The 23758-nt window shown below is 57.4% G+C and carries 20 protein-coding genes; 6 read left to right on the top strand and 14 right to left on the bottom strand.

Going from position 1 to position 23758, the window contains the following annotated elements:
• Positions 1 to 79 precede the first annotated feature (79 nt).
• The 14 genes from BR00_RS02430 to glpA all read right to left on the bottom strand — a co-directional run bounded on the left by BR00_RS02430 (position 80) and on the right by glpA (position 17325).
• A complete protein-coding gene (locus BR00_RS02430) occupies positions 80 to 1807 on the bottom strand; it encodes a PAS domain-containing sensor histidine kinase (protein ID WP_496476030.1) in 1728 nt (575 codons plus the stop codon).
• Between the two features lie 75 nt (positions 1808 to 1882).
• Complete coding sequence (locus BR00_RS02425; protein ID WP_496476029.1) at positions 1883 to 3814, bottom strand: response regulator; 1932 nt, start codon at positions 3812 to 3814, stop codon at positions 1883 to 1885.
• Between the two features lie 43 nt (positions 3815 to 3857).
• Entirely contained in the window at positions 3858 to 4211 is a 354-nt protein-coding gene (locus BR00_RS02420; RefSeq protein WP_496476028.1) for a response regulator, read from the bottom strand.
• A gap of 52 nt (positions 4212 to 4263) precedes the next feature.
• Positions 4264 to 4917 (bottom strand): DUF1641 domain-containing protein, encoded by a 654-nt coding sequence (locus tag BR00_RS02415; protein WP_496476027.1) that lies wholly within the window; start codon positions 4915 to 4917, stop codon positions 4264 to 4266.
• 12 nt (positions 4918 to 4929) lie between these two features.
• Entirely contained in the window at positions 4930 to 6168 is a 1239-nt protein-coding gene (gene sqr / locus BR00_RS02410; RefSeq protein ID WP_496476026.1) for a type III sulfide quinone reductase, selenoprotein subtype, read from the bottom strand.
• A gap of 188 nt (positions 6169 to 6356) precedes the next feature.
• Positions 6357 to 6815, bottom strand: a complete 459-nt coding sequence (locus BR00_RS02405; protein ID WP_496476025.1) for an RrF2 family transcriptional regulator — start codon at positions 6813 to 6815, stop codon at positions 6357 to 6359.
• A 265-nt stretch (positions 6816 to 7080) separates the two neighbouring features.
• A complete protein-coding gene (locus BR00_RS02400; protein ID WP_496476024.1) occupies positions 7081 to 7542 on the bottom strand; it encodes an RrF2 family transcriptional regulator in 462 nt (153 codons plus the stop codon).
• Between the two features lie 368 nt (positions 7543 to 7910).
• Positions 7911 to 8666 (bottom strand): MlaA family lipoprotein, encoded by a 756-nt coding sequence (locus BR00_RS02395; RefSeq protein WP_496476023.1) that lies wholly within the window; start codon positions 8664 to 8666, stop codon positions 7911 to 7913.
• Between the two features lie 8 nt (positions 8667 to 8674).
• On the bottom strand, positions 8675 to 9970 hold the full coding sequence (locus BR00_RS02390; protein WP_496476022.1) for an alpha/beta fold hydrolase: 1296 nt from the start codon (positions 9968 to 9970) through the stop codon (positions 8675 to 8677).
• Positions 9971 to 10488: 518 nt separating this feature from the next.
• A complete protein-coding gene (gene glpK, locus BR00_RS02385; RefSeq protein WP_496476021.1) occupies positions 10489 to 12000 on the bottom strand; it encodes a glycerol kinase GlpK in 1512 nt (503 codons plus the stop codon).
• A gap of 34 nt (positions 12001 to 12034) precedes the next feature.
• Positions 12035 to 12868 (bottom strand): CoB--CoM heterodisulfide reductase iron-sulfur subunit B family protein, encoded by an 834-nt coding sequence (locus BR00_RS02380; protein ID WP_496476020.1) that lies wholly within the window; start codon positions 12866 to 12868, stop codon positions 12035 to 12037.
• A complete protein-coding gene (locus BR00_RS02375) occupies positions 12865 to 14445 on the bottom strand; it encodes a 4Fe-4S dicluster domain-containing protein (RefSeq protein WP_496476019.1) in 1581 nt (526 codons plus the stop codon). The genes BR00_RS02380 and BR00_RS02375 overlap by 4 nt, the downstream gene beginning before the upstream one ends.
• Positions 14446 to 14458: 13 nt before the next feature.
• Positions 14459 to 15718, bottom strand: coding sequence for a glycerol-3-phosphate dehydrogenase subunit GlpB (gene glpB, locus BR00_RS02370; protein WP_496476018.1), 1260 nt, complete (start codon positions 15716 to 15718; stop codon positions 14459 to 14461).
• Positions 15715 to 17325 (bottom strand): anaerobic glycerol-3-phosphate dehydrogenase subunit GlpA, encoded by a 1611-nt coding sequence (gene glpA / locus BR00_RS02365; RefSeq protein ID WP_496476017.1) that lies wholly within the window; start codon positions 17323 to 17325, stop codon positions 15715 to 15717. The genes glpB and glpA overlap by 4 nt, the downstream gene beginning before the upstream one ends.
• A gap of 404 nt (positions 17326 to 17729) precedes the next feature.
• Between glpA and BR00_RS02360 the strand changes: the two genes are divergently transcribed.
• The 6 genes from BR00_RS02360 (at position 17730) to BR00_RS02335 (ending at position 23710) form a co-directional block, all read left to right on the top strand.
• Positions 17730 to 18830: an ABC transporter ATP-binding protein gene (locus tag BR00_RS02360; RefSeq protein ID WP_496476016.1), complete on the top strand. Its 1101-nt coding sequence runs from the start codon at positions 17730 to 17732 to the stop codon at positions 18828 to 18830.
• 11 nt (positions 18831 to 18841) lie between these two features.
• Positions 18842 to 19921 carry an ABC transporter ATP-binding protein gene (locus BR00_RS02355; RefSeq protein WP_496476015.1) on the top strand — a complete coding sequence of 360 codons (1080 nt, stop codon included), beginning with the start codon at positions 18842 to 18844 and terminating at the stop codon, positions 19919 to 19921.
• 9 nt (positions 19922 to 19930) lie between these two features.
• Entirely contained in the window at positions 19931 to 20800 is an 870-nt protein-coding gene (locus tag BR00_RS02350; RefSeq protein ID WP_496476014.1) for a carbohydrate ABC transporter permease, read from the top strand.
• The gene (locus BR00_RS02345; protein ID WP_496476013.1) at positions 20797 to 21594 is read left to right on the top strand and encodes a carbohydrate ABC transporter permease; all 798 of its coding nucleotides are present in this window, start codon (positions 20797 to 20799) and stop codon (positions 21592 to 21594) included. The genes BR00_RS02350 and BR00_RS02345 overlap by 4 nt, the downstream gene beginning before the upstream one ends.
• Positions 21595 to 21603: 9 nt before the next feature.
• On the top strand, positions 21604 to 21882 hold the full coding sequence (locus BR00_RS02340) for a DUF2160 domain-containing protein (RefSeq protein ID WP_496476012.1): 279 nt from the start codon (positions 21604 to 21606) through the stop codon (positions 21880 to 21882).
• Positions 21883 to 21970: 88 nt separating this feature from the next.
• Complete coding sequence (locus BR00_RS02335) at positions 21971 to 23710, top strand: ABC transporter substrate-binding protein (RefSeq protein ID WP_496476011.1); 1740 nt, start codon at positions 21971 to 21973, stop codon at positions 23708 to 23710.
• Positions 23711 to 23758: the final 48 nt, after the last annotated feature.

Genomic DNA, 23758 nt, shown 5'->3' with positions numbered 1-23758 from the left:
AGGTGACGTTATGCCTAGACCCACCCGCTTGTGGCCGCAAGTCCTGAGGGCGGACAGGCGCGAAGTTATCGTCGCGGCATCATAAGAGCTGCCCAGGCTTCTCCGTCGGGTCGTTATCTTGAAGTTTGGTCCCCGCTATGGGCAGGGTAATGACGAAACGGGCCCCGCACCCTGGTTGAGAAAAAGCGCGGATGGTGCCACCGTAGTCGGTGACGATGTCGTAGCAGATGGAAAGCCCAAGGCCTGTGCCACGTCCTACTGCTTTGGTCGAAAAGAAGGGTTCAAAGATGCGTGGGAGGATATTGGAGGGGATGCCCATGCCCGTGTCTACAACTTCGGTGACCACATAACGGGAATTCGACCGGGTGCGCAGGGTAATGCGAGCTTCTGAAGCGTCCGGGTGGACTTGGGCATGGTCTTCGATAGCGTCGCGGGCATTAAGCAGCAGGTTGATAAAAACCTGTTCAAGTCGATGAGGATCAGCGAATACTGGCTGTTGTTGATGCTCTAACTCCAATAAAAGACTGATATTTCTAATTCTAAGCTGCTCTTCAAAGAATTCTGATGCGCGCAAAATAACATCATTGACGAATATTTTTTCTGATTTGACTTGTGGTTTGCGTCCAAATTGGCGCATATGATCTATAATTTTTGATGCTCGTTCCACATTATATATCATTTTATCCGTCATCGATCGTATTTCTTCTGGTTTTGGTATTTGTTCTCGCTCTATCTTGCGCACAAAATAGCTTGCAATCATCTTGAGAACAGTCAGTGGCTGGTTGAGTTCGTGGGCAATTCCTGCAGCCATCTCTCCGAGTGTTGTCATTTTGCTTGCTTGGACGAGTTGCTGCTCTGCCTGAATGCGATTCGTAATATCCGTGACTACGGCAATGAAAAATTCTTCATCTTGAGTTATCGTTGTATTAAGATCTATAGATACGAAGAAATCTATGCCATCTTTATTACGGTGCGTCGCGCGTTCGATCTGCTTTTTTTGAAGGATATTTTTGATTTCTTCTCTGTCGAGATTTTCCGAAAAAAAGTCGCAAAAAGACATCCCGATTATTTCGCCCTTGCTGTAGCCATAAATTTTTGAAGCCATGCGATTGCAGTTGCGAATAATAAAATCTCGATTCATTTCAAAAAACGCGACGGGAATGCTTTCAAATATAGCAGAATATTTCTTTTCTGATTTTTTTAGCTTTTTTTCTAATTCTTTTCGCTGGGTGATATCCAGGCACATCTCCATTACAGCTATTATCTCTCTGTTTTCATTGTATATCGGTGCTGTTTTAACAATCCAGTATGCTTGCCTGCCATCTTTATAAAATCCTTTTTCTTCAGTTGTGTGTGGTTTTCCATCTTGAAATGTTTTTTCTACAGGACAAACGGAGCATTTGTTTTTACGGCCTTTATATATTTTATAGCAATGCTCTATTGGTTTTGCGCCAAATTGATCATCAAACATTTTATTGTATCGAATGAGACGGAGTTCCCTGTCTTGAACAGTAACTAGACATGGAACTCCATCAAAGAGGCTCTGATACATTGATATTTGCTTTTTGAGATCATTTTTTAAATTTTTAATTTCTAAAAAATTATTGCATAGATTTTTTATGTTTTTGTTGAAATATATCCATGAATATAAAAAATTTTTATCTTCTTTTAATATTTTATTTATATATTTTTGTGTTTCAAAAAAATAGCGCACTATGATAAAAAAAATAAATATGCTTCCAATTATAGATATGGTTACCGTAAGAAATAATGGATAAATGGTATTGTCTTGTATGGCAAAAACCAAGTATACACATGCCCATAGCACGCCCAAAATTTGGAGCGTGAAGAGCACGGGAGGAGAAAAGAAGGAGCGCATAGGCTATGGGAGGAGCGGGAGAAAAACTTGGAACGAGGTTCCTTGATGCGGAGCCGATTTCACCTCGATGCGTCCGCCGTGCGCCTGGATGATTTCATGGGTGACGAACATACCGATGCCGGTGCCAAGCGCACCTTTGGAAGAGAAAAAAAGGGTAAACATTTTATCAAGGGTGTCCTGATCCATGCCGATCCCTGTATCCGAAATAGTGATGACAGCCCATGATGACTCGGAGTGGATGCGAAGAGTGATGCGATGATCATGTCTGGACGTCTCCATACGGCAGGCGTCCACGGCGTTTTCGACGATATTCGCCATGGCGGACGTGAAGGCGGCATCGTCAAGAGCAAGGCTCCCTTGAGGAGAGATGATGTCTGCGGAGAATGCGATGTGATGTGTTTCTGCACGAGATGATATCATTTCTTTGAGATCGTTAGCAACCTTCTCAAGGGATTGAGGCTGAAATTGATGCGTCCTGTTTTTAGAATAATAGAGAATATCTAATGCTGTTTTTCGTATTTGTTGGATACGATGACGGACTGTTTCCCATCCAGATTTCACACGGTTCATATCGCCTGTTTGGATTCCTTTCTCTACACGATATGCGCCTCCATCTAATGCCATGAGTAATCCTTTGAGGCCATGAGACATGGATCCGAGCATCATTCCGAGAGATGTAAGATGGTCTTGTAAAGATCGAATGAGAGTTATATCTGTCGCTACTTCAAGAACATGTGTCGCTGTATTGTCTTCGAATGATATTGGTGCAGTCCAAATGAGGATGTTTCGCTGTTCTCCTTGGAGGGTGGTGACCACGGTTTCATGTTGGTGCGGCTGCCCATCGGCAAAGGTGGCCAGCACTGGGCAATCCGGGCAGGGTTCGTTGCGGCGTTTGAAAAGCGTATAGCAGGGTGCCCCTTGGGGGGCGCCGAAATCGCGGCGGAAGGCGGCGTTGGCTTCCACGATATGGAGCTGTCGGTCCTGGACCGTGATGGCGCAAGGGACTGCGTCGAAGAGCAATTGAAATTTATGCTGGCTGGCGCGAAGCGCTTCGTGAAGCCGTTCTACTTCCGAACGGTCAAGAATCAATTCGAGAAAGAGCTCTTCGCAGGAGCTGCTCCCCTGGACTGGAGAAATCCAGACTTCCGCGGGGAAAACCCGGCCACCGGCCGTTCGAAGCAATTCTTGGCGTCGGACAGGATGGCGGCTCTTTTGGGCTTCTTGAAAAGGATCGACCCAGTCGGCATCCTGTGCATGCACGTAGATGGCCGTACTGGGATCCCCTTGGCGAGATCCGAGCATGTGCTGGGCGGCCGGACTCGCGTGGAGGACCGTACCGGAAGCGTCGTGAAGCGTTACCGCGAGGGGAAGCGGGGGGAGGATGCCTGGACTTGGACCCGCTTCACATAAGGCGAAGAGCGCCTGAGCCATGCCTTCCATGACTTGGCTGGCGGCGAGACGACGTTCCATGGCAAGCAAAGCGGCGGACTTTTCTTCGACCAATCGTTCCAAATCTTGGGTATACGCCCGTACTTGAGCGCGTAAACGAATGCGTTCCGTCACTTTGCGTAGGGCGATCGTGAGCAAGTCCTCGTCGATAGGCTTGGTGATGAAATCCGCAGCTTCGAACTTGAGGCTTTGGATAGCGAGGTCCATATCCCCATGGCCGGAGATCATGATCACTTCGGTCTCTGGGGAGTGTGCTTTGATTTCTCGCAAAAGGGCGATGCCGTCTTTGCCCGGCATCTTGATGTCCGTCAGCACAATAGAAGACGGTTTCTCGTGAAAAACCTGCAGGGCGTGATCCCCATTTTGTGCCGTGCGCGCAATAAATCCCAGATCCTCTAAAAGCAGAGCCAGGAGTTCTCGGATATGGGGTTCGTCGTCAACGATAAGTACGGAAAGAGGGGGGAGAGATTCTGGGAGCTGGCGCATAGGAGGAAACGCCTCCCCTTTGGGGAAAGGGGAGGCGCATGGTTTAGGGTAAAGCGTCGTGGATTGCTTGGAGCAAAGCCTCGTTGTCGATGGGTTTGGTAAGGACCGGCACTCCTTTCTTGAGTGCTGGCGGGCGAGGCCCGACACCGCTGATCACGATGACTGGGATGTCCCGTAGTTGTGAGTCTTGACGCATGGATGCGTAGAAGAGCGTGCCGCTTTTATGGGGCATATCGATATCTAAGGTAATGAGATCCGGCTTGTGGGCGTGCGCCTTTTCCAGACCTTGTGCCCCGTCGGCTGCCGTGATGGTGGCATACCCGTGATCCTGGAGGAACTCTTGGAGGTATACGAGTACCTCCGGATCGTCGTCGATGATGAGGATGGTTTTCGCCATAGGATCACCTTATGCAAAAGCCGCCTGCGCTGTTGGAGCAGGCGGCATGGGATTAGCGAAGTTTGCCCAAGGTCTTGGTAAGCTCCACCATGACTCCGAGGCCTTGTTTGGCTTCGGGGCTGCCCAGAGCGCGCATAAGGCCTATGGGGCCGCAAGGCGAAGCTTTGTCCATTTCCACATGCGCAAAGGCCTCTACGCCCTTGTCGATCATGTTTTGCACTTTGGGATCCGCCAGCTTTTTGAGCAGACCGATGAGGAATACGAAGGAATCGGCCATGCGCTCAATCTCTTCAGGCCCGTATGTCTGCGCAACTTTGGCGCGGACATTGAGCATGGCTTCATACGTGCGGAACACTCCGCGCTGTTCAAGGCTATCCAGATAGGCAATGGCCTTGGGTACGGTGCCTTTCATGAGGGGCTCGGCAGTATTCCAGAAGTTGATAATGGTTTCCAGCTTTTCCAGAGTGTATGTAAGGTTCTTGACGCTCCGCAAAAAGGTCTTGAGGAGGTCGAAGAGATCTTCCAGCTGGAAACCCGTCTCCACGTCGCCGAGCTCATGCAGCATGACTTTGAACGCGTCATTGATGACCGGCTGCATCTCGTGCCAGAAATTTTGACTGCGTTCGGCCCGATCGTGGACCAGTGCCAATTTTGCCTCGATTTCTTCAAGGCGCTGTAAGATCAGGTCTTCCTTGGACGTGTTCATGGATGCCTCTCCTTAGGCCTTGGCCAAATGGCGCATTTTGCCAGCCATGAACATCTGGGGTTCCAAAGGCAGCTCGCTGCCCTTGAGCATGAGATCGAAGTACACCCACTTGAACATCATTTTGCCCCAATAATTCATGTGGGATTCACCCAGCAGGGAGAACGGTCCAAGGCCAGGGAACGGATATTTGCCTGGGAGGGGCTCCACTTCGTAATTGAAGTCGATAAGATAGGCCTTTTCGTACCCTGACACGATAAAGCAAGTAGAGTGTCCGTCAAAAGCGGGTTCCGGAGCTTCTCCCTCCATTTCGCGGATAATGTTATCGACAACGATATCGGACTCGTAGTGAGCAACGCTGCCGGCTTTGGATGTGGGGACGTTGGTTGCATCTCCGATGACGTACACCCGCTCGAATTGTTTCGCCTTGAGGGTATGCTTGTCCGTATCCACGTAGCCCATGGCATCGCCAATGCCAGAGTCGATGATGCATTGCTGGCCAAAATTCGGCGGGATGGAAACGAGAAGGTCGTAGGAAACCTCGTCTCCGTTGACAGACTCGAGAGTCTTTTTACCGACGTTGACGTTGTCGATCACAAAATTGGGGGTAATTTTAATATTTTTGTCTTCGCACACCTTGCCAAGAATTTGTGCCGCCACAGGTTTGGTGAAGGCCCCTGTCAGCGGTGTCACGAGTTCAATTTCGATATCCTGTCTGACTCCTTTGATAGTAAAGAACCAATCGGCAAGATATACAAATTCAAGAGGAGCCACCGGACACTTGATGGGCATCTCTGCAATATGGTGTACTATGCGCCCTTTTTTGAAATTTTTCCACTTTTTGAAGAGAGCAGCCGCTCCATTGGGCGTATAGAAGTTTTGAATGTCTCCGCCCCAGTCATCCATCATGCCGTCTACTTCTTCTGGGCAAATGCGGCATCCGGTAGCAATGACCAGCCAGTCGTAGGAATGCTTGCCGTTTTTACAGGTCACCACCCGCTGGTGAGGGTCGATGTTCTCAATGGTGTCCATGACAAGTTTTACCCCTTTGGGGATAAAATCGGCCTTGGGTTTGATGCAGTCATCAAGCGTGTAGACCCCGAAAGGAACAAAGAGCCAGCCAGCCTGATAGTGATGCTGCCAATCACGGTCGATTACCGTGATTTCCCATTCATTTTCCGGAAGCTTGTGGCGCAGTTTCGTGGCCACCATGGTTCCCCCGGAGCCAGAGCCGAGAATGAGTAGTTTCTTCATGGTGTCGATTCTCCTTTCCGCAATGAAATTTGGCCAAAACGCTTGTCCCAATCAAAAACGCATCGGAGGAAGCAGGCAGGCAGTGCGCCAGGTTATTCCGATTTATGCATATTTGATTGAACTAATTTAGACAAGGTGGGTCAGAATTAAAGAATATCCCTGCCCCCTGTCAATACGTAGAATAGGGGCTATGAGTGGGGTATTTGCTTGTGGGCATATTCTGGACGTTGCCAACACTCGGGGGGATAGCCTTCCAACATGTCTGCCAAAGTAACGGAATCGAGTTCCCGCTCTAGGCTTTGAGTAATGGAATGCCATACCGTTTGGGCTCGACAGCCATGGCACGTTGCGCAGCGCTCTTCTCCTGGGGCGCATTGGGCCAAACGGATGCCACCTTCCATGAGGCGAACGAGGGCTCCCAGGGTGATATCGTCTGGCCGACAGCCAAGATAATGCCCGCCGAATGCGCCTCGAACGCTTTTGACAAGGCCGGCCGACTTGAGGTTGCGGACTATTTTTTCTAGAAATTTTAAAGGAATACCTGTTTTTGCTGCCAGTTTCGAGGCTGATATCGGTTTCTCTTGGGAGTGGAGGGCGAGCTCTACGAGTAGGCGAGACGCGTAATGGGTTGTCGTCGAAATACGCATGGGATGCTCCTCGGGAATGAAAACCAGTCGCTTTTATTTAGAAACAAGCAATTTAGATTAATTTAGTAAGGATTAGCTTAAGAGCTTTTTCTTTGTCAAGACAGGTGGATGGGGGCCTCAGGGCAATTGTATGCGGGGGCGAGAGGGTGGTTTGCGCTCTAAGCCTGGCAGAAATTATTCAAGCGTGATCCTGGTGAAAACCAATGACCACCGCAAATGATGTTTGGCTATTTGGGGTGGAAGAATTAAAAATAATTTTAATGTGTTAGGAGCATATGGAAGGAGAGGGGTCAGAGGAATCCGGTTCGTCCGGGCAGGCGGGATGAATGCCTTGGATCAGGTCCGTGAGCTTCAGAGAATCAAGGGCATTGGCCACAACCTCGCTGACATGGACCCACGCATCTCGGGTCATGCAAAAGTCGGATCGTGTGCAAACTTGAGCATTGGAGCAGCAGTCAGTCAGAGCGATGGGCCCCTCCATGATACGGATGATATCTCCCAGGGTGATGGTGTCGGCCGGGCGATTCAATTGATACCCCCCTGCGGCGCCTCGTTTGCTGATGACCAGAGAGGCGGCTTTGAGGGATTTGAGGATCTGCTCGATGAATTGCACACTGATCCCCGTGCGTTCAGAGATGCTTGTGGTGTTTACAGGGGCTTCATGATCGTGGAGAGCAATATCAATAAGAATACGGGTTGCGTAGCGGGATCGGGCAGAGAGTTTCATAGGCAGCTTCGGCGTGGTTGATTCGGTTACATGGTAATAATTTGTAAAAAATTTAAACTATTAAAGCGGCAGTGTCAATATGCGTCTTTGTATAGTTCGGTTCAATTGTGGCAGGCGCATGGCACAGGAGCGCTATGTGTATTATTTTAAATACAATTCGTATTTTGAGGCAAGGGCGCAGGCGTCGCGTTCGGCAACTCGAGTCATGGCAGTCTCCTCCTTGAGAGGCGGGAATGTCCAACAAGGTGACGTTATGCCTAGACCCACCCGCTTGTGGCCGCAAGCTTTTGTCCCGGGTTGCGAGGGAGGTGACGCCCCCAGGGGCACGCTCTCTGGGATCATGAGGAGACGAGTGGCAACGGCTTGAGCTAGCACGCGATATCGAGTTCGCGTTTCTTGGTATACAGGAAACGTACCAATTGGTACTCGAAGGGAGAGCCGGTTTCGTAGTAGCGGAACTTGACCTGGTGGCGGGCGTCTACGGCTTTGAGGGTGTATACGCCTGTGGCGGCTGCACTGCGGGCGGCCCAGCCCATGCTGTCGAAGGCGAAGTCCGCAGGATTGAGGGTGAGCAGGGCGTCTACGGCGGTGCCACCGGCATCACGCAGGCCGGAGGGCCCGAGCACGGGAAGCACGAGATACGGCCCGGCTGGCACGCCCCAATAGCCGAGAGTTTGTCCGAAGTCTTCGTTTTCCTGGGGGATGCCGCCGGCACCTAGCACATCTACCAGTCCCCCAAGTCCAATGCTGGTGTTGAAGAGAAAGCGTCCCAGGCTGACCGAGGCCTTTTTGCCCTTACCCTGGAGCACTGCGTTGAAAAATATGGGTATTTCTTTGAAGTTATTGAAAACGTTCGAGATGCCGTGCTGTACGCTCTCGGGCACCGCGGTCTCATAGGCTCGGACCACCGGTAGGTAGACGTAGCGGTCCAATTGGGCGTTGAAGCGGTACATGCGCCGGTTGAAGCCTTCCCATGGATCATTGATCAGAAATGGGTGTTCGAAGCCGCTGTCTTGGGCCGGACCGCGGTGCACCGGGGCGCAAAACGGGCCAGGCTGGTGGGGAGGCGTTCCGGCGCAGCCGCTTATCGCAGTCAGGAGCATCAGGAGCAGAGCAAGGCGCATGGGGGATCTCATCGGGTGAAGAAGTGGAGTATGGCCGCAACGTTGTCGCGGTAACGGAGGTTCCCGCAATGTCCGCCAACAGGGTAGAGGATCAGGCGGTTGGTGAAGGTCTGTTTGAGGAACTCCAGATTTTCGGGACTCAAGATGGGATCGTCGGCGTTGGTCATGACCGCCACGTGGGTGGCGCGGCGCAAAAACGGCGCAATGGCTTCGAGGCTGCACGCCGCAATGGCCTGCTCCCGCGTGAGCGTCGGGTCCTGGAATTGGAGGAACGGCAGCAGATACTCGGAAATGTAGTCCTCGAAGCGGATTCCCACCGCGGCCTGGAGGTAGGGCTCCAAGGGCTCGCTCGTGGAGATCACGTGCCCCCGGGGAACGAGGTAGCCCGCGCCGGTGCACACATCGCTGGCAAAGACCATGGAGGCCAGGGACAACCGAAAGGCCACACCAATGAGCACCTGGAACTCCTTTGCAGTGAGCGGCCGCTTCCGGTTGAGGTCGAAGAGCAGCTCGTCGCCAAAGCGGACCTGATCGCTGGCGCGGTAGGCGGCAGACAGATCGCTGATGATTTGTGCCACCACGTGTGCGGCCTCGGCGCGGCTGGCGACGTTGCGGGAAAGGAGTTGGTCCAAGCGCAGGGCCGATGTCATCAAGCTCACCGCAGGGTTGAGGAGCAGGACACGTTGGAAGCCGAAGTGCCCCATGCGGGCGTCAAGTTCCGCCAAGAAAGCGGCTTGAGTGCCCCCGAGGCTATAGCCTGCCAGGTGGTACGCGGAAATCCGCTCCCGGCCGATACGCTCCACAATGGCCTCCATGCTGCGATACAGGTCGTTCACGTCATGGGGGATGTAGCCGGGAACTTGGGTTGTGGACGCGCTCACCACAAAGTTGGGGTGTGTGGGCGAGGATAGGGTCACGACGTGGAACCCGGCGCGTTGGAAGACCTCCTGGAAAAAGCGGCAGGTGGACGATTGATGGGACGCCCCTGTGCCAGCGACGAAGAAAAGCAGCGGCGCTTTGCCCGGGACCAAGGCAATGGAGTACTGCATCGCATCGTCGTACCAGAGGATTTCAGGGATAGGCCGTTCGTGGAGGAGCAACTCTTCGGTGTGCGGGGCGTGGAGTTTGTGCACCGGAATGACGTCCCACAGCGTGTTCGGGCGGATGGAGTCGATGTCGAACTGGTCCTCAGGCGGGGTGCCCAGGACCGTGGCGGCATATGGATCGGAAAACGGATAGTCGTAGCCCTCGGCGGGCGCGACGCTGCACAGAAGCAGCAAACACAAGAGCACAGCGCTCGGCATGCCCTTCACCTCCCCTTGGCATCAGCAAAAAAGTGCCGCTAGCCAAAGGCAGAAATCAAGGCAAGTACGTCTTTTCGCCAGGAGAGGGGCGCTTCGCCAAAGGGAGAGTCGGACGGCGCAAATCCGGGGCATGGGGCTGGGCATTGGCCGGCGCACAGTCCAGGTCGGTCCGCTGCGTGCGCCCCAATGGGGGCATCCTGCTTGACCGGTTTCTTTTGCACTATTGGTACGTCATCCATTGGTCCCACGCCGTGCGCGATGCGGATTTCTTGTCCCGCGCACCAGGCCCGGACGCCAAATTGGGACTCAGCAGCACCTGGGACCCTGCCCTGCGCAACCAGTGGGCGGATTTCTTTCCCGCGCGTGCGCACGGGCGACGCCCAGCGGGCCTTGGCTCTGGAGACGCAGCTGCGCGCCCCTGCTTGAAGCAGGGCTCAATGGCATGGCGCATCGAGAGCATGGCGCCTGCGGCCCGAAGAAACCATAAGCCTTTTTCCGGGCCGCAGGCAGGGGGCCTCCTATTCCACCCAGTCGAAGGTCCGCGTCACGGCCTTTTGCCATCCGGCGTACAGGGCGCGGCGCTTTTCTTCCGCCATGTTGGGATTCCAGCGTTTATCTTCTTCCCAGTTGTTGGCGAGTTCTTCGCGGCCGGACCAGAAGCCTGTGGCAATGCCGGCCGCGTAGGCCGCACCCAGGCACGTGGTCTCCGCCACCTTGGGGCGGATGACGGGCACATCGAGAATGTCCGCTTGGAACTGCATGAGCAGTTCATTGGCGACCATGCCGCCGTCAGCCTTGAGCACGCGCAGCTCCACGCCGGAGTCCTTGTTCATGGCCTCCACGATGTCTTTGGTCTGGTAGGCCGTGGCCTCGAGCACGGCACGGGCGATATGGTTGCGGTTGATGTACCGGGTCAATCCCACCATAACCCCGCGCGCATCAGGCCGCCAGTATGGGGCGTACAGTCCGGAAAAAGCCGGCACGATGTACATGCCTCCGGTGTCTTCCACCTGGCGGGCCAAGGTCTCCACTTCCGGGGCGGAAGAAAACATCTGCAGGTTGTCCCGTAACCACTGCACCAAGGCTCCGGCGATGGCGATGGACCCTTCCAGACAATACGAGGGTTTGCGCCCGCTGAATTGATAGGCCAGGGTGGTGATGAGGCCGTGGCGCGATGGGATGGGCTCGTGGCCGGTGTGCATGAGGAGAAAACAGCCGGTGCCGTACGTATTTTTGGCCTCGCCCGGAGTGAAGCAGGTCTGGCCCACCAGGGCGGCTTGCTGGTCACCCACGGCGCCGCATACGGGAATACGTGCGCCCAACGGCCCGTCTTCGCTGGTGGGCCCCCAAGTGGCACTGTCCGAAGAGGGCACGATGCGCGGGAGCCCCTGCGCAGGTATCCCCATGATCTTCAAGATTTCTTCGTCCCAAGCCAGTGTCTTGAGATTCATGAGCATGGTACGGCTGGCGTTGGTCACGTCGGTTACATGGGCGCCGCCTTTGGGGCCGCCGGTGAGCCACCAGATGATCCAGCTCTCGATGGTGCCGAACAGGGCGTCTCCCTTGTCGGCGGCAGCGCGGGCCTCGGGGACGTTTTCGAGGATCCAGCGGATCTTGGGACCGGAAAAGTAGGTGGCGATGGGAAGTCCGGTGGCGTCGCGAAAGCGGTCTTGTCCGCCGTCGGCCATGAGCCGTTTGCAGATTTCATGGGTGCGCGTGCACTGCCATACGATGGCGTTGTAGTAAGGTTTGCCGGTGAATCGGTCCCAGACCACGGTGGTTTCCCGCTGATTGGTGATGCCGATGGCCGAGAGCTCGGCGCCTTTGATACCGGATTTGGCGAGCGCCCCGCGGATGACGTCTTGAGTGTTTTGCCAGATTTCCATGGGATCATGCTCTACCCAACCCGGTTGGGGATAGATTTGCCGATGCTCCTTTTGATCCATGGCCACGATACGGCCATGGGTATCGAAGATGATGAACCGGGTGCTCGTGGTTCCTTGATCCACTGCTCCAATGTAGCGCGCCATGTTTTCCTCCAAATGCGATATACGTGATGGGTGGTCAGCGCGTGTATCCTGCTTGCGCAGACCAGAAAATTCCGGAAAGCCTCAAGTGTTCCGGCGAAATGCCCAGGGCGACCCCTAAAAGCTGCGGGTAGAGCACGGCGGGGATATCAGACCGAGACGCCTGGTGTCCGAATTGCATTTGGCAGTAGGTGCAGGCCGTGGCCAGGACATCGGCGCCAGAGGCCGCAGCTCCACGGAGTTTTTTCTCCCTCAGAAGACCGGCGATGGCATCGTCGCGTCCTCGTAAGGGATGGCCGCAGCACTCCAGCCGCAGGTCCCACAAGACAGGTTCCGCTCCGATGGCGGTCACGAGCCGCTCGAAGATGGTGGGGGCCAATGGGTCGTCGAAATGGGTGATTTGGCTCGGTCGTAGGGCGTGGCAGCCGTAATGGCAGGCGACTTTGAGGCCGCGCCAGGGGGTGCGCACCGCTTGAAGAAGGGCGTCGCGGTTCTGGTCAAGGATCTGCAGCAAATGGAAGACCCGGACCCGGTCTGGAAAGTCGAGTCCGGTTTCCCGCAGAAGTTTCTTCATGCGATGCTTGAGGTTTTCATCCATGCTCGCTTGATGCCGGGCATGCTGGAAATTGCCAAAGCAGCACTTGCACGGGGTCATGAGGTCCAGACCCAACGCCTGGGCCTTGGCGAGGCTGAAAAGGGCGGAGAAGACCGCGGCGTCCTGGCTTTCATGACGCACGGGATAGCCGCAGCAGGAAAATTCTGTGCTCACCAGCTCGATATCCAGGGCCGCGCACACGGCGCGGACGCTGTGTCCGTGCTCCGGCAGGTGATGGGCGATCTTGCAGCCGGGAAAGTAGGCGTAGCGTCTCATGCCCCATCCTCCTTGCGGCGAAGGACTTCCGCGCCCAGGTTGCGCAGTTCGTAGAGAATGTCGGCCACGGGCACGCCTTGGGGGCAGTATTCCTGGCATTTGTAGCAGGTGGTGCAGCTCCACACCATGCGCGCTCCCAGGGTCTGCGCCTTGAGCCCCATGCGCAGGTAATTCATGATCTGCTGTGGGGTGAGGTCGAGGTCCCGGGCGGGGTCCGGACTCACCGCCACCACGGGGCATACGCTGGTGCAGGTGGTGCACTGCACGCATCCCCAAAAGGACTCCGCCCGGTCCGCCAAGCCTGATCCGCTGGGGCCGAACGCGTCCACGTGGCGCCTGGCCAGTTCTTGGGCCCATTGGGCGGCGGAGCGCTTGCGTATCTCGCCGTCCACGCCGGCGCGACCAGCATCGGCCAGGGCCCCTTTGGAGCGCATCCACAAATCCTGGAGATCGATGCCCGCAGGGCAGATTTCCGTGCAGCGCAGACATTCGGTGCAGATGTGGCTGCCTTCCACCAAAAGCGCCGGAGGCGTCGTACGGTCCGTTTGGGCCAGCCAGGCACGCAAGTCCGCGAGTTTCTCCATGGGCAGGATGTCGCGGTTTCCCAACACTCGGAAACTGGGGGCGACACTGCAATGCAGGCTGCACTGGCCGCAGCGCGTGCACGCATCCAGGGCCAGGCCCTGGGGAGCGGTGCCGTCGCTGTGGGTGCGGCCGCGGCGGAACACAAGATTGGCCGTAGTGGCAAGAGGGTGCATCCACTTGCCCCACGCCAGGAGCGCCAAAGCGAGAAAGGCGCTGCCCACGTGGACGAGCCAGAGCATCCTGGGGGTGCTTCGCGCCGGGACCACTGCGCGGGGAAGCACGCGCACCAAGGCGCGGGAGACGAAGGCCGTGGCCGTGGGGGCGTGGCAGGCGGCGCAACTGTCTTCGTGCACCGTGCGTCCTTGGGCCAAGACTTCTGCACTGGTGGGCAGCGGGTCTTCAAAACGCACCCCGTGCTCGTACGCCCAGTAGGCCCGCAAGGCGTCGTATTCTTCCGGCTCCGGGGCAAAAAGGTATTCTTCTGCCATGCGCTCGAAATCCCCAGGTGCGGCGATCTTTGCCGCCTCGAGGACAAACCCCGAGCTGATGATCACGAATATCCCCCCCAGAAGGGCCCAGTCCTCAAGTCCAGAGGCCGCCGAAAGCGTGCGCCAGCGGTGCCCGGCGAGCACGAAGAGCCCTGTCAGGCAGATGAGGCCACAGACATTGCGGCCCATTTGCCAGGGGTCCAAGGTTGGCTCGTAGCCGGAAAAAAGCGATGCGGTGACGACGCCGTCCATGGCGTGCAGAACGAGCAGGGGCACGAACCCGAGCACTACGAGCATGTGGCCGGCCCAGCGCAGGCGGCTCGTGCGGAAAGTGCGGCGCAACAGGAGCACGTCGGCCAGACCAGCGGCAAGCCCTTGAAGCGAAAAGGCAACAGCCGGGCGGCCGGAAGACAGCCGCCATCGCCGCCAACCACGCACGCGCCGTGCCGCGCCAAGGAGGGCGCAGAGGCTGGCGATGGAAAGACCGAGGGAGAAAAAGTCCATGTCCACCTCCACCTTAATGCAGCCGTGTGCACAGGTCGTCCACCGCCTTGAAGGCCGTGGCAATGGCAAGACCTGCCCCGCACTTCATACGCGCCCAATCCTGGTGGGCCAAAATGGCCCCTGCAGCGTACAGGCGGGGGTGGAAGACCGTGCCGTTTGCCCCGAGGGGGCGAAAAGCCGCGTCGGTCTCGACGCCTGCCTGGTTGATAGGGTGGCCGCGAGGGGCGAAAAATTGCGCCTGGTGCCAGAGGCTGCGTTGGTTGGGCTGGGTCACGGGTATGCCGAAGACGGCTTCGCGGACACACGTTCGGTCCGCCACGAGCCCTTTGCCAAAGAACCGGCCGGTGGCGAGGATGGCGGCGCGGGTCGGGATCTCAACTGCAGTAAATCCCGATCCTGCGGTCAAGACGAAGCCCTCCGCATGTATGTGCACCGCGGTGATCAATTTTTGGGTATAGGTGTGAACGCCCAGCGGTGCGAGCCCCCGGTCGAAGGCGGCGCGCAGTCTGGGACCAGCGATGGACGGAGGAACAGTGGGGATCTCGAAGACGCGGCGGCCGAGAAGTTTTTCCAGGTGGCGCACCACCTCCATGGTGTCCGTCAAGCCCAAGACTGCGGGAAAGCCCACGAATTGGGCGTCGCCAAGAAGGGGGGATACGGCCGCGGCCAGGTCGATGCGCACTTGGGGGTCTGTCAGGCTCCAAGCCATGTGTTCGGGAAAGAGCTCGCCGCGCAGGCCTGGAAAATGGATACGGGCGGTGCGGAGATGAGGCCAATCGGCGCGTACTTCGGCGATTTGTTTGGCAGAAAACCCCTTGAGCCCGTGAAAATCCACGACCAGGGCCGGCGCTCGGGACTCCAAGGCCTCTACGCCACTCCAGGCGGAGCAGGGCAGCCGCCAGGTGTACTTGATGGTCCCGGCTGCGGTGAGGGTGGCGGTGTTGCGGCGTGGCCTGCCGGTATAGCAGAGCCCCTGGGCGGCCAAAAACGCGGTGAATTCGTCCAGGGCCGTGGTGATTTCTTCATCCGTGACCCGGCAGTAGGGATGATCAGGGAGATCTGCGCGCAGGGCGGCCAGGGCGGCAAAGGGGTCTTCCCAGACGCGGCCTTCCCAGACGGGATGCACGGCCAGAAGATCGAGAAATCCGGTGCTGAAATCAATGCCGCCCGTGGCTCCGGCCTGGACCACGGAGAGCCCGCGGTTCGCGGCAAAGAGGCTGGCGGCCATGCCGGCGAATCCGGAGCCAATGACCATGACATCATAGGGCGTCATGCGTCCTCCTCGCAAGGAGATGCGGATGCAGGATCGTCGAGAGCGGATGGCGGCGGTCCGAGTTCCAGGTCCATGCCTCCGCACAAGAGGGCTTCCTGGAGATCTGCTTGCATGAGGGGAAGGCCCCACAGGATGGGGGCGAGTCCGCGCCACCGGCGTTCGATAAAGGTTTTGAGCTCCGCGAGCCCCTGCGTGCCCGAGACCAGATCGCGGTCGTAGAGGTGTCCCGTGATACGTTGGCTGCAGAAACACCCCTGACACGGTCCTTTGCCCACGCGGCTGCGCATGCCGATGGCCTTGAGCAGGGAGCGGCCGCGCATGCCGGAAGAGGCATCGATGATGGCATCGATGACCTGGCGGGAGACCATCTCGCACTCGCACAAAATCAGGTCGTCTGCGCTGCGGCGCTCCACCCAGGCCTTGGGGGCCTTGCCGGGCTCGGTCCATTGCCCCTGGGCAGAGGGGGGCAAGGGGGTGGTTCGGGTGCGGCACGGCGCGGTGACGCCCAGCTTGGCGCATGCCAAGTCTGCGGCCCGTTCCGCCATGAGCCGGTACGTGGTGAGCTTGCCGCCCGTGATGGTGATGAGGTTGTCCACGCCATCGTGGGCGTGATCGATGAGCGCAAAGCCGCGGCTCACAGCGCGGTCATCTCCTGCAGTTTTCTGGGCGACCAAGGGTCTGACCCCGGCATAGGCGCGGATGTAGCGGGTGTGCTCCAAGATGGGGAGCATGGCCCGGGCGTCGTCGATGATGCGGTCCACCTCGTTTGCAGTGGGGCGGCATTCGTCGGGTGAGGACACCCGGACCGACGTGGTGCCGAGGATGGACACCGTACCGCCCGGCACGAGGATGTCCGCATCCGAAGGCGTACGCAGGCGGTTGATGACGCGGGTGGCGAGGCGGTTTTGCGTAATCACCAGGCTCCCCATGGAAAAGAGCATGCTGACGTGCACCCCTGCCAGGCGGGCCACATGGTCGGCCCAGGCGCCTGCGGCGTTGATCACCACCTCGGCCTCGATGCTCAAGGTGGCGCCGCTGGTCACGTCCTGGCACCGCACCCGCACCACACGTCCGCCGTTCACCTCCATGGACCGGGCCGCTACATTGCGGCGCACCGAACATCCCAAGGACAGGGCCTGGGCGATATTGTCCAGGGAGAGCATGAAGGGATCCACCGCGCCGTCGTGCACGGCAAAGGCCGCTATGGTGTCCGGGGAGAGCGCGGGCTCCATGGCCCGGGCGGTGGGGATGTCGATTTCGTGGCAGGCGATACCGCTTGCCGCACACATGTGCGGGAAATCGGCGATGTAGCGTTCGTCGTCCCCGCGGACCGCCACGAACAGTCCGCCGCAATCGTCGATGCAGTGCGGGGCGATGCGGCGCAAAATAGCGCCTTCTTCCTGGCACTCCATTGCGGCTTCCCGGTCCGAGGCCACGTACCGCGCTCCGCTGTGGAGCAGCCCGTGGTTTCCTCCCGAGGCGCCGGCGTTGATGTCGCGCCGCTCGATGAGCAGGGCGGGGATGCCGCGCAGGGCGAGATCGCGCAGCACGCCAGCCCCCGTGACGCCGCCGCCGATGACGAGAACGCGGGTCTGGATGGTTTCCATAGTGTCTCCTGGGGCAAGGGGGGATGGCACAAAAAATCAAGAAACCATGCCGTGGACGATGGCGTGGCCCTCCCTTCCAAGACCTTTCCGAGGCTCCCGCTAACGCAACTGCGGCATTTCTGCCAGATTTTTTTCTCCATAGCCTTACGGGGCCGCCTTTGTTGTCCTTCGCGGCTTGGGCCCCGGTGGCCCGGGCAGTGCGGAACGCAAGGAGTCTTGGCACCCCAAGGCTTCATGACACAGGTGGCATTTGCTGCTCTCGGCGCGAACGATCCTAGGTTATGTGAACAATTATCGTCATTTTGCTTGAAAAAAAAATTCCTGCTTGATAGCCAAAACGCCGAACGCACGCGTGGTGCACCAACTCGGTTGCCTACGCTGTATCTCGCCAAGGGAGGAGCCGAATGGGGCTTCAGCTCGATGCCATTGATCGATTTGTGGACGGCGAAATGCACCTCAAGGACATTTCGCTCCAGTTTGAATCCGGCCAGCGCTATGTGCTTCTGGGCAGAACCCAGGCCGGGAAGACCTCGCTTTTGCGCATCATGGCGGGTCTCGATCGTCCATCCAAAGGGAGAGTCCTGGTGGACGGTAACGACGTGACCGGAGTGTCGGTGCGGAGGCGCAGCGTGGCCATGGTCTATCAGCAATTCATCAACTATCCGTCCCAGACGGTTTTCGACAACATTGCCTCGCCCTTGCGCATCGCGGGGGTGCCCAAGGCGGAGATCGAAAAACGGGTTTTGGAGGCGGCCAAGATGCTCCATTTGGAGCCGTTGCTCTCGCGTCTGCCTGCAGAGCTTTCCGGCGGCCAGCAGCAGCGCACCGCCATTGCCCGCGCCTTGGTCAAGGAGGCGGATCTTTTGCTTCTGGATGAGCCGCTGGTGAACCTCGACTACAAGCTTCGCGAGGAGCTTCGCGACGAGCTGCAGCAGATCTTCAGCCAGCGCGAATCTGTGGTGGTGTATACGACCACAGAACCTTCTGAGGCCCTCATGCTCGGGGGCTATATCATCGTTATGCACGAAGGTCGCGTGCTGCAGACCGGACCGACGGACGAGGTTTTCCACCATCCCGCCACAACAAAGGTGGCGGAGGTCTTCAGTGATCCGCCTATCAATTTCATCACCGCCGAAGTGGATGCTGCAATGGCGCACTTGCGCATCGGCGTGGACTTTCCGCTGACCGGACATTTGGCAGGGCTTCCTCCTGGAAGCTATAAATTCGGCATCCGTCCCCACCATTTCAATCTGCAGCGCAAAACCGATGGCGACGTGGAAATCAGGACCACGGTGGAGCTGGTCGAGATCAACGGTTCGGAAACCTTTGTCCACTTCCATTACCGCAACCGTTCTTTGGTTCTCCAGGAACAGGGGGTGCGGTCCTTCAAGGTCGGGCAAGAGGTGTCTGTCTTTGTGCGTCCTTGTGACGTCTACGTGTTCGGGGCGGACGACCGCCTGGTTCGCGCCCCTTCCCTGTCCGCCATTGATTGTGCAAGCGCCTGATCGAGGTATGCATGGCTCAGATTACTCTGGAAAACATCGCCCATAGTTACCGGGCTCACCCCAAAAGCGAAGCGGATTTCGCCCTCAAGAGGGTGGATACGGTGTGGGAAGACGGTGGGGCGTACGCCCTTTTGGGATCCAGCGGCTGCGGCAAGACGACGATGCTCAATATCATCTCTGGACTGCTCACCCCAAGCCAGGGCCGAGTACTCTTCGATGGCCGCGATGTGACGAAACTCCCGCCCGAGCAGCGCAACATCGCCCAGGTGTTTCAGTTCCCGGTGCTCTACGACACCATGACTGTTTTCGATAACCTAGCGTTTCCTTTGCGGAACCGCAAAATCGCAGAGCCGGAGGTCCGCGCCAGGGTCCAGGAAATCGCCGAAATCCTGGAATTGACCCCGTTTCTGCATAAGCGCGCCAGCGGTCTGGCCGCAGACGCCAAACAAAAGATTTCCTTGGGCCGCGGGCTGGTGCGCAAAGATGTGGCCGCTATTCTTTTCGATGAGCCCCTCACGGTCATCGACCCCCACCTCAAGTGGCTTCTGCGCCGAAAGCTCAAAGAAATTCATAAGCAATTTGGTCTGACACTCATCTACGTCACTCACGATCAAACCGAGGCCATGACCTTTGCCGACCAGATCGTCATCATGTACGACGGGGCGCTTTTGCAGATTGGCGCGCCGGACGAACTCTTCGAGAATCCCGCCCATACCTTCGTGGGCTATTTCATCGGCAGCCCGGGCATGAATCTCCTGCCCTGCACGGTGGAAGGGGGAGATGCGGTGTTGGATTGCGGGCGCATTCGCTTGGCTCCCGAGGTGGCGGCCAAGGCCGGGCACGGGGAGTTTCAGATTGGTATCCGCCCCATGTATCTGGAGCTCATGCCGCACGAGACACCTGGGGCGCTTCCTGGACGCGTGGAATCCGTGCTCTATGAAGGCAGCAGTCGTATCGTCAGCGTGGTTTGCGGCAGTTGCCGGCTCAAGGCCCGCGTTTCCGAAGGCCGTCCCATCCCCGCCGATAGCTGTTGGGTAGTTTTCCCCCCCGAGCGGACGAAGCTTTTTCGGGACCAACACTTGGTCAAGTAGGAGGCAGGCGTGCAGAAGTGGGAAAATAACAAAGCGTGGTTTTTGATTCTGCCCGTCTTTGTCATCGTGGCCTTTAGCGCCGTGGTGCCGCTGATGACGGTGGTCAACTATTCTGTGCAGGACATCATGGGGCCGGGGCAGCGCTTTTTCGTCGGCGCCGAATGGTTCCGGGAAATGCTCGCCAACCCGAGACTCCATGACGCCCTGCTCAAACAGCTCATTTTTTCCGGCTTGGTGCTCCTCATCGAGATCCCTCTGGGTATCGGCATCGCCCTCACCATGCCCACCAAGGGGTGGGCCGCCTCAGCCTGCTTGGTGCTGCTCGCCCTGCCGCTGCTCATCCCCTGGAACGTCATCGGCACCATTTGGATCATTTTCACCCGACCGGACATTGGTCTGCTGGGCGCAACCATCAACAACCTGGGCATCGCCTTCGATCACACGGCCCATCCGCTCGACGCCTGGATCACGGTCATGCTCATGGAGGTGTGGCATTGGACACCCTTGGTGGTGCTGCTTGCCTACGCAGGGTTGCGGGCCATTCCGGATGCCTACTATCAGGCTGCCAAGATCGACGGCGCCAGCCGCTGGGCCGTGTTTCGGTACATCCAGTTGCCCAAACTGCGCGGCGTCATGACCATCGCCGTGTTGCTCCGCTTTATGGATAGTTTTCTCATCTATGCGGAGCCTTTTGTACTCACAGGCGGTGGCCCAGGAAATGCCACGACGTTTTTGTCCATCTATTTGGTCAAGCTGGCGACGGCCATGGACTTGGGACCGGCCGCGGCCTTTTCCATCATCTATTTTCTCATCGTCCTGTTGTTCTGCTGGCTGTTCTATCAAGCACTGCAGGCCGTGGGTACGGGGGAGAAGTCATGAGAGCACGCTATTGTATTCTCTTTTTTTATCTGTTGATTTTGCTTTTACCCATCTATTGGATGCTCAACATGAGTCTGCGCACGAACGCGGATATCATGGCATCATTCAAGCTGTTTCCCAGCTCCATGACGTTGGAGAATTATGGCAAGATTTTCTCTGATCCGACGTGGTACTCGGGATACATCAACTCGATGATCTATGTTTCCATCAATACGGTCATCTCCCTGGTGACGGCGCTCCCCGCAGCCTACGCCTTTTCCCGATTTCGCTTCATTGGTGACAAGCACGTGTTCTTCTGGTTGCTCACCAACCGCATGGCGCCACCAGCAGTCTTCTTGCTGCCGTTTTTTCAGTTGTATTCGACTGTGGGGCTGATTGATACACACATTGCCGTGGCCTTGGCCCATTGTCTCTTCAACGTGCCTTTGGCTGTATGGATTTTGGAAGGGTTCATGTCTGGGGTGCCGCGTGAGATCGACGAAACGGCCTTCATTGATGGCTATTCTTTCCCGCGTTTCTTCATTGCGGTGTTCATCCCGCTCATCCGCGCCGGAATCGGCGTCACCGCGTTTTTCTGCTTCATGTTCAGTTGGGTGGAACTGCTTTTGGCCCGCACCCTGACGACGACGGAGGCCAAGCCCATTGCCGCGATCATGACCCGCACGGTCAGCGCCTCGGGGCTGGACTGGGGACTGCTCGCGGCTGCAGGCATCTTGACTATCGTGCCCGGCGCATTGGTCATCTGGTTTGTTCGCAATCATCTGGCCAAGGGCTTCGCCTTGGGCCGGGTCTAGGGGGGCGCCATGGATATCAGTTGGATGGCTTGGACTCCACTCACTGCAGTATTTTTTACATGTATTGCACTCATGCTCGTGGGCATGACCATCTGGGAGATCGTCTCGCCCACCGTCGCACGCCGCGGCTTCTTGCCCATTGTCACTACACGAGGAGATCGTCTGTTTATCGGCCTTCTGGGCAGCGCGTATATCCATTTGGCCTGGCTGGGGCTGACGGATCTCGCCGTCTGGATCGCTACGGTAATATCTGCGTGTTTTCTTTTCGCAGTCATGCGCTGGGGCTAGGCCAGGGCTTTCGTGGCGCATGCCAGCAGAAAGGATAACAGCAGAAGTGTTCGGGGCTTTGTTGAAGCAACTGTAAATGGAGGTCCGTATGCACGTTCGACGACTTCTGGTGAGCGGTGTGCTCGCGGCGGCGCTTCTGGGCGTTACAAGTCCAGGATTTGCCGATGTTGCAGCCCAGAAAGCTGCAGCAAAAAAGTGGATTGATGAAGAATTCCAGCCTTCGACGCTCAGTAAAGAAGAGCAGATGAAGGAAATGGAATGGTTCATCAAAGCGGCGGCTCCCTTCAAGGGCATGGAAATTCGGGTGGTCTCCGAGACCATTCCCACCCATGAGTACGAGTCCAAGGTCCTGGCCAAGGCCTTCTATGAGATCACTGGGATCAAGGTGACTCATGATCTGATTCAGGAAGGCGACGTTATCGAAAAATTGCAGGTGCAGATGCAGTCCGGCGAAAACGTGTATGACGCCTACGTCAATGACTCGGACCTTATCGGCACACACTTCCGGTACGGCCACGTGGTCAACTTGACCGACTGGATGGCGGGTGAGGGCAAGGACGTCACTCTCCCCACCTTGGACATCGATGACTTTATGGGGAAATCCTTTACCACGGGCCCCGATGGCAAGCTCTACCAACTACCGGATCAGCAGTTCGCCAATCTGTACTGGTTCCGGTATGACTGGTTCCAGCGTCCGGATCTCAAGAAAAAGTTTAAAGAAAAATACGGCTATGAGCTGGGCGTGCCCGTCAACTGGTCTGCCTACGAGGACATCGCGGAGTTTTTCACCAACGACGTGAAGGAAATCGACGGCAAGGCAGTGTACGGCCATATGGATTATGGGAAAAAGGCGCCGGACTTGGGTTGGCGTTTCACCGATGCTTGGTTGTCCATGGCCGGTACGGGCGACAAGGGTTTGCCCAATGGTGTGCCCGTGGATGAGTGGGGCATTCGGGTGGAAGGTTGCCGTCCGGTGGGGTCCAGCGTAGCCCGCGGCGGCGCCACCAATGGCCCCGCGGCCAAGTACGCTCTGCGGAAATACATGGAATGGCTGCGTAAGTACGCGCCTCCAGGAGCCCTGGGCATGGACTTCTATCAGTCCTTGCCGAGCCTGGCCAAAGGCAACGTCGCGCAGCAGATCTTCTGGTACACGGCCTTCACCGCTTCGATGATCGAACCGGGGACTCCGGTGGTCAACGAAGACGGTACGCCCAAATGGCGTATGGCTCCGTCTCCGCACGGTCCGTACTGGGAAGAAGGCCAGAAACTCGGGTATCAGGACTGCGGCTCGTGGACCCTGCTGAAGTCCACCCCGGTGGATCGCCGCAAGGCTGCGTGGCTCTACGCCCAGTTCTGCGTGGCCAAAACCACGTCATTGAAGAAGACCCACGTGGGTCTGACCCCCATCCGCGACTCGGATATCCGGCATGAGTCTTTCACCGAGCGCGCGCCCATGCTCGGCGGCCTGGTGGAGTTCTACCGCAGCCCCGCTCGCGTGGCCTGGACGCCCACAGGCACCAATGTCCCGGACTACCCGAAGCTGGCCCAGTTGTGGTGGCAGAACATCGGTGAGGCCGTATCCGGCGAAGTCACTCCGGAAACCGCCATGGACAACCTGGCTGCCGAGCAGGACAAGGTCCTGGAGCGTCTGGAGCGCTCCGGTGTACAGGGCGAATGCGGGCCCAAGCTGAACGAACCTCGCGACGAAAAGTACTGGTTGGATCAGCCCGGTGCCCCCAAGCCCAAACTGGCCAATGAAAAACCCAAGGGCGAAACCGTGGATTACGACAAGCTCCTGGAAGCCTGGAAAGCTGGTCGGGTCAAATAAAGCGATCTGATGCCCGAAACGCAAGGGAGTGCCCCCCGGCACTCCCTT

Source organism: Thermodesulfomicrobium thermophilum DSM 16697 (assembly GCF_059568695.1).
The sequence above is the reverse complement of the archived record's forward strand: the minus strand, read 5'-3'. Positions and strand labels throughout refer to the sequence as shown.

Coding starts and splice junctions, on each gene's coding strand:
- BR00_RS02390 (WP_496476022.1), bottom strand. CDS start 9,970: ATGCCGAGCGCTGTGCTCTTGTGTTTGCTGCTTCTGTGCAGCGTCGCG.
- BR00_RS02340 (WP_496476012.1), top strand. CDS start 21,604: ATGGATATCAGTTGGATGGCTTGGACTCCACTCACTGCAGTATTTTTT.
- BR00_RS02380 (WP_496476020.1), bottom strand. CDS start 12,868: ATGAGACGCTACGCCTACTTTCCCGGCTGCAAGATCGCCCATCACCTG.
- BR00_RS02400 (WP_496476024.1), bottom strand. CDS start 7,542: ATGAAACTCTCTGCCCGATCCCGCTACGCAACCCGTATTCTTATTGAT.
- BR00_RS02355 (WP_496476015.1), top strand. CDS start 18,842: ATGGCTCAGATTACTCTGGAAAACATCGCCCATAGTTACCGGGCTCAC.
- BR00_RS02345 (WP_496476013.1), top strand. CDS start 20,797: ATGAGAGCACGCTATTGTATTCTCTTTTTTTATCTGTTGATTTTGCTT.
- BR00_RS02395 (WP_496476023.1), bottom strand. CDS start 8,666: ATGCGCCTTGCTCTGCTCCTGATGCTCCTGACTGCGATAAGCGGCTGC.
- BR00_RS02335 (WP_496476011.1), top strand. CDS start 21,971: ATGCACGTTCGACGACTTCTGGTGAGCGGTGTGCTCGCGGCGGCGCTT.
- glpB (WP_496476018.1), bottom strand. CDS start 15,718: ATGACGCCCTATGATGTCATGGTCATTGGCTCCGGATTCGCCGGCATG.
- BR00_RS02375 (WP_496476019.1), bottom strand. CDS start 14,445: ATGGACTTTTTCTCCCTCGGTCTTTCCATCGCCAGCCTCTGCGCCCTC.
- BR00_RS02420 (WP_496476028.1), bottom strand. CDS start 4,211: ATGGCGAAAACCATCCTCATCATCGACGACGATCCGGAGGTACTCGTA.
- glpK (WP_496476021.1), bottom strand. CDS start 12,000: ATGGCGCGCTACATTGGAGCAGTGGATCAAGGAACCACGAGCACCCGG.
- sqr (WP_496476026.1), bottom strand. CDS start 6,168: ATGAAGAAACTACTCATTCTCGGCTCTGGCTCCGGGGGAACCATGGTG.
- BR00_RS02360 (WP_496476016.1), top strand. CDS start 17,730: ATGGGGCTTCAGCTCGATGCCATTGATCGATTTGTGGACGGCGAAATG.
- BR00_RS02415 (WP_496476027.1), bottom strand. CDS start 4,917: ATGAACACGTCCAAGGAAGACCTGATCTTACAGCGCCTTGAAGAAATC.
- BR00_RS02425 (WP_496476029.1), bottom strand. CDS start 3,814: ATGCGCCAGCTCCCAGAATCTCTCCCCCCTCTTTCCGTACTTATCGTT.
- glpA (WP_496476017.1), bottom strand. CDS start 17,325: ATGGAAACCATCCAGACCCGCGTTCTCGTCATCGGCGGCGGCGTCACG.
- BR00_RS02405 (WP_496476025.1), bottom strand. CDS start 6,815: ATGCGTATTTCGACGACAACCCATTACGCGTCTCGCCTACTCGTAGAG.